Consider the following 4,390-nt stretch of genomic DNA (forward strand, 5'->3'; position numbering starts at 1 on the left):
AGCGATCGCGCGGCTTGCCCGGCCGTAAGGGGGGCCGCCCGGTGCGGCAGTGATAAAATCGCGCTTCCACACCGCCGCACAGACGAGCACGCCATGAACGACGCCCCCTTCTATCCCATCGGCACCCCCGGCCAGCCCTGGGGCGCAGCGGAGAAGGCGCAGTGGCGTGCTCGCCAGGTGCCGCAGCGGCGCTATGCCGACGACGTGGTGCCGGCCATCGAGGCGCTGCGCGACGCCTTCGACGTGACCCAGTACGGCACGTTGGCGTACGCGCCGGACCAGTACCCGCTGTTCGCCGTGCGCAGCCGCGACTGGAATCCGGCGCTGCCGACGATGCTGGTCACCGGTGGCATCCACGGCTACGAAACCAGCGGCGTGCAGGGCGCACTGCAGTTCCTGCAGACCCGCGCAGCGGAGTATGCCGGCCGCGCCAACCTGCTGGTGGTGCCCTGCGTGAGCCCGTGGGGCTACGAGCGCATCCAGCGCTGGAACGCCGATGCGATCGATCCGAACCGCTCCTTCATGGCCAACAGCCCGGCCGCCGAATCGGCCGCGCTGATCGCCCTGGTCGCGCCGCTGCGCGGCAGCATCGCGATGCATATCGATCTGCACGAAACCACCGACAGCGATGAAACCGAGTTCCGCCCGGCCTTGGCCGCGCGCGACGGCAAGCCGTTCGCGCCGGGGCTGATCCCGGATGGCTTCTATCTGGTGGATGACAGCGAGAACCCGCAGCCGGCGTTCCAGACCGCCGTCAATGCCGCGGTCGAGCGGGTGACCCACATCGCCCCGGCCGATGACAAGGGCGAGATCATCGGTTCGCCGGTGGTGGCGCCGGGTGTGATCGAATATCCGCTGGAGAAGCTGGGCCTGTGCGCCAGTGTCAGTGGTGCCACGTACACCACCACCACCGAGGTCTACCCGGACAGCCCGCGCGCCACCCCGCAGCAGTGCAACGACGCCCAGGTGGCGGCGATCTGCGCGGCCATCGAGTACGCGCTGGCGCATTGAACGAGCGTAGTGCCGGGCTCTGCCCGGCAAGCGTCCAATCCGCCGCGCAGTGCCGGGCTCTGCCCGGCAAGCGTCCAAATCCGCCGCGTAGTGCCGGGCTCTGCCCGGCAACTGCGGCAGCGGGGCAGAGCCCCGCTCTACGGGGCAACCGCCGCAGCGGGGCACGCATTGCAGCGGGGCACGCACTGCAGCGGGGCAGAGCCCCGCTCTACGGGGTGCGGTGCAGGAATTCGTCCAGCAGCCATAGCGCGGCCGGCCCTAGGGTTCCGCCCTTGCGCCACACTGCGTCGCAGGCCACCAGCTTCGGCCAGCCGGGCAGGGCCAGTTCCACCAGCTGCCCGCGTCCGTACCGCGTGACCAGGGTGCGCGGCAGTTCGGCCCAGCCGAAGCCGTCTTCGGCCATCTCCAGCACCATCAGGTAATCCGTCGCCGACCAGCTGCGCCCACGGGCCGGGCCGCTGCGCTGATCGTCGCCGCTCAGGCAGATCCGGCGATGGCCGGCCAGATGCGATTCGTCCGGGGCCGCGATCTGCGCCAGCGCGTGCTGCCTTGCCACGAACACCGCCATTTCCGCGCGCAACGGCAGCGCACGCACAGTAAGGTCCGACGGATACTGCGTCTGCTGCGGCACCAGCCCCAGGTGCGCGCGGCCCCGCTGCACGACATCGAGCACCTCGCTGCCTTCGGCATCCAGCCATTCCAGCTCGATGTCCGGGAAACGCTGCTCGAACCGACGCAGCAGATGCTGGTCGGGGTTGAGCTGGTAGATATCCGAGAACACCAGGCTCAGGCGCGGCTCGACCTCGTCGGCCAGCCGGATGCTGAGCTGCTCCAGGCGCTCGGCGGCCGCCAGGATTTCCTGCGCGTGGCCGAGTACCTTGCGGCCGTCTTCGGTGAGGACCGGATAACGGCTGCTGCGGTCGAACAGGGTGAGGCCCAGATCGGCCTCCAGCGTGGCGATCGCGGTGCTGATGGTCGATTGAGTCTTCTTCAGGCGGCGGGCGGCGGCGGAGAACGAGCCGAGTGCGGCGGCTTCGACGAAGGCGTGCAGGGATTCGGGGCCGTAGCGCATGGATGTATCGCCTTTGTCGATGGATTCCATCTTGGGAATGATGGAAAAGACGATGATAATGGGCGCGTCGTTTGGGTGCGATTGACCGGCGGCCGTACCGACCAACGGCTGGTACCTACCGGACTGCATGCCCGGGTTTACCGGACCACGTGCCGACCCGGTGTCGGCAGCCATGTCACCCGGCCAGCAGCGACGCACGCGCATCCGCCATCCCGGCCGATGCCCCGGTGCCCGGCCTCCCGCCGGTGCGCACCGGCCGTAATCAAGGAGCTTTCCATGCACACACAGGTGCATTCGCAATCCCGTGCCCGTGGCGGTCTGATCGCCTGGGCCTGCCTGACCGTGGCGATCGTCGCCGAAGTGGCAGGTACTTCGTTCATGGCCGATGCCGCCCGTCATGGCGGCCATCTTGGCTATGTCGTCATGGCCGTGGCCCTGGCCATTTCGTATTACTTCCTGGCGCTGTCGGTGCGCGCCATCGCGGTCGGGGTCGCCTACGCGGTGTGGGAAGGCCTCGGCCTGACCCTGCTCACGCTGGTCGGTATTTTCGTGTTCAAGGACAGCCTGTCCGTGCAGCAGATGATCGGCTTGGTGATGGCGGCTGTCGGCATCGTCTGCGTCACGCTCGGCGAGGAGCACGCGGCATGAACCTCACCGCCTTCCTGTTCGTGGTCTGCTCGGCCCTGATCGACATCGCGGCCAACATGATGGTCGCCAAATCCGATGGGTTCCGTAAGCCGGCCTGGGGGGTTGCCGCGATCGTGCTGGTCTGGATCGCCTTCGCGCTGCTCGGCCAGGCGGTCAAGACCCTGGACCTGGCCACCGCCTATGCGATGTGGGGCGCGATCGGCGTGATTGGCACGGCCCTCTGCGGGCGCGTGCTGTTCGGCAACCGGCTGCGTCCGATCGGCTGGATCGGCATCGCGCTGGTCACCGGCGCGGTGGTGGTGCTGTCCAGCCACTGAAGGCGCTCAGCGGAACAGCTGGTTCAGCGCCGCCCCGGACGCCGCGTCGGCAAAGCCATCGAAACGCCCTTCGTCGGCCAGCAGTGTCGAGGCGCGCATCATCCCGCCCCACGCGCTGCGCGCCATCGCGCCGCCCACGCTGACCCGGCGCACGCCCATGGCTGCGATATCCTGCAGCGTGAACGGCACGGCGCTGCCCACCAGCAGGTTCACGGGCTTCGGGGCCACTGCGGCAACCACCGCGTCGATCTGTTCGCGGGTGCTGATGCCCGGCGCATACAGGCAGTCCGCGCCGGCCGCGGCGTAGGCGCGCAGCCGCGCGATGGCATCGTCGAGGTCGGGCCGGCCGACGAAGAAATTCTCGGCCCGGCCGATCAGCAGCACGTCTTCGCCACTGCGGTCGATGGCGGCCCGTGCGGCGCGCACCCGTGCCACCGCCTCGTCGAGCGGTCGCAGCGGCGCAGCGGCATCGCCACTGGCGTCTTCAATGGACAGCCCGGCCACGCCGGTAGCGATGGCCTGTTCCACGGCACGCTCCACCGCCGCGGGATCCGCGCCGAAGCCGTCGCCGAAATCGGCATTCACCGGCAATGGCGTGGCGGCGGCCAGTTCGCGCAGGTGGGCCAGCGTCTCATCCAGTGAGAGCTGCCCATCCGGCTTACCCTGGCTCCATGCCACGCCGGAACTGGTGCTGGCCAGCGCAGCGAACCCGAGCCCGTGCAGGTAGCGCGCACTGCCCACGTCCCACGGGTTGGGCAACACGAAACAGCCGGCCGCATGCAGGGCGCGGAAGGCCGCGCGGCGGGGGCGGGGATCGAACGGCAGGGTGGTCATGGCGCGGACCCGGTAGGCGGTTCGACGATGGTACCGCCCTTGCGGGGGCCGCTCAGAACCCGATCGTGCCCTGCAGGTACACGGTGCGTGGCTGGCCGACGAACTTGCCGCCGTTGTTGTCGGTGGAGCGGGTGTAGTAGCGGCGGTCCAGCACGTTTTTCACCCCGATGGCCAGTTTCAGGTCATGCAGTGCCGGCCCGAAGTCGTACCCGGCGCGGACCGCCAGGGTGGAATAGCCCGGGATGTCGCCGAGGCGGCCGGTCGGATCTTCAGCAGTCACGTAGGCCGCGCCTTCGGTCGGCGTGCCGGGCGAGCGCTGCCCGGACTGGGCGAACAGGTCGGCATTGAAGGTCCAGCGGTCGATCGCGTAGCGGGCGCCGAACGAGCCCACCTGGCGGGAGTAGAGCGGCAGGTCGCGGCCGGCGAACACACCGGCGCGGGCGGTAGCCTCGGTCCAGGTGTAGGTCATCGACAGCTGCAGGCCTGCCAGCGCGTCACTGAGCTGGCC

General features: G+C 69.4%; 5 protein-coding genes and 1 pseudogene. 3 read left to right on the forward strand and 3 right to left on the reverse strand.

Annotated elements, in window-relative coordinates; translation table 11 throughout:
- Positions 1 to 93 precede the first annotated feature (93 nt).
- The gene (locus tag DBR34_RS19260) at positions 94 to 1,011 is read left to right on the forward strand and encodes a M14 family metallocarboxypeptidase (protein ID WP_128097971.1); all 918 of its coding nucleotides are present in this window, start codon (positions 94 to 96) and stop codon (positions 1,009 to 1,011) included.
- Between the two features lie 208 nt (positions 1,012 to 1,219).
- Here the strand turns inward: DBR34_RS19260 and DBR34_RS19265 are convergent, their stop codons facing one another.
- Complete coding sequence (locus tag DBR34_RS19265) at positions 1,220 to 2,083, reverse strand: LysR family transcriptional regulator (RefSeq protein ID WP_128097972.1); 864 nt, start codon at positions 2,081 to 2,083, stop codon at positions 1,220 to 1,222.
- Positions 2,084 to 2,359: 276 nt separating this feature from the next.
- Here DBR34_RS19265 and DBR34_RS19270 point away from each other — a divergent pair, with 276 nt between their 5' ends.
- On the forward strand, positions 2,360 to 2,731 hold the full coding sequence (locus tag DBR34_RS19270) for a multidrug efflux SMR transporter (protein WP_128097973.1): 372 nt from the start codon (positions 2,360 to 2,362) through the stop codon (positions 2,729 to 2,731).
- Entirely contained in the window at positions 2,728 to 3,048 is a 321-nt protein-coding gene (locus DBR34_RS19275) for a multidrug efflux SMR transporter (protein ID WP_128097974.1), read from the forward strand. Before DBR34_RS19270 ends, DBR34_RS19275 begins: the two co-directional genes overlap by 4 nt.
- Before the next feature lie 6 nt (positions 3,049 to 3,054).
- Here DBR34_RS19275 and DBR34_RS19280 read toward each other — a convergent pair whose 3' ends face one another.
- Together DBR34_RS19280 and DBR34_RS19285 are read right to left on the reverse strand one after the other, a co-directional pair.
- The gene (locus DBR34_RS19280; RefSeq protein ID WP_128097975.1) at positions 3,055 to 3,882 is read right to left on the reverse strand and encodes an isocitrate lyase/phosphoenolpyruvate mutase family protein; all 828 of its coding nucleotides are present in this window, start codon (positions 3,880 to 3,882) and stop codon (positions 3,055 to 3,057) included.
- Between the two features lie 52 nt (positions 3,883 to 3,934).
- Positions 3,935 to 4,390 (reverse strand): annotated as a pseudogene (locus tag DBR34_RS19285) (TonB-dependent receptor); the annotation flags it as partial.

It is taken from the genome of Stenotrophomonas sp. HMWF003 (assembly GCF_003061285.1).
GTDB classification, from domain to species: domain Bacteria; phylum Pseudomonadota; class Gammaproteobacteria; order Xanthomonadales; family Xanthomonadaceae; genus Stenotrophomonas; species Stenotrophomonas maltophilia_AP.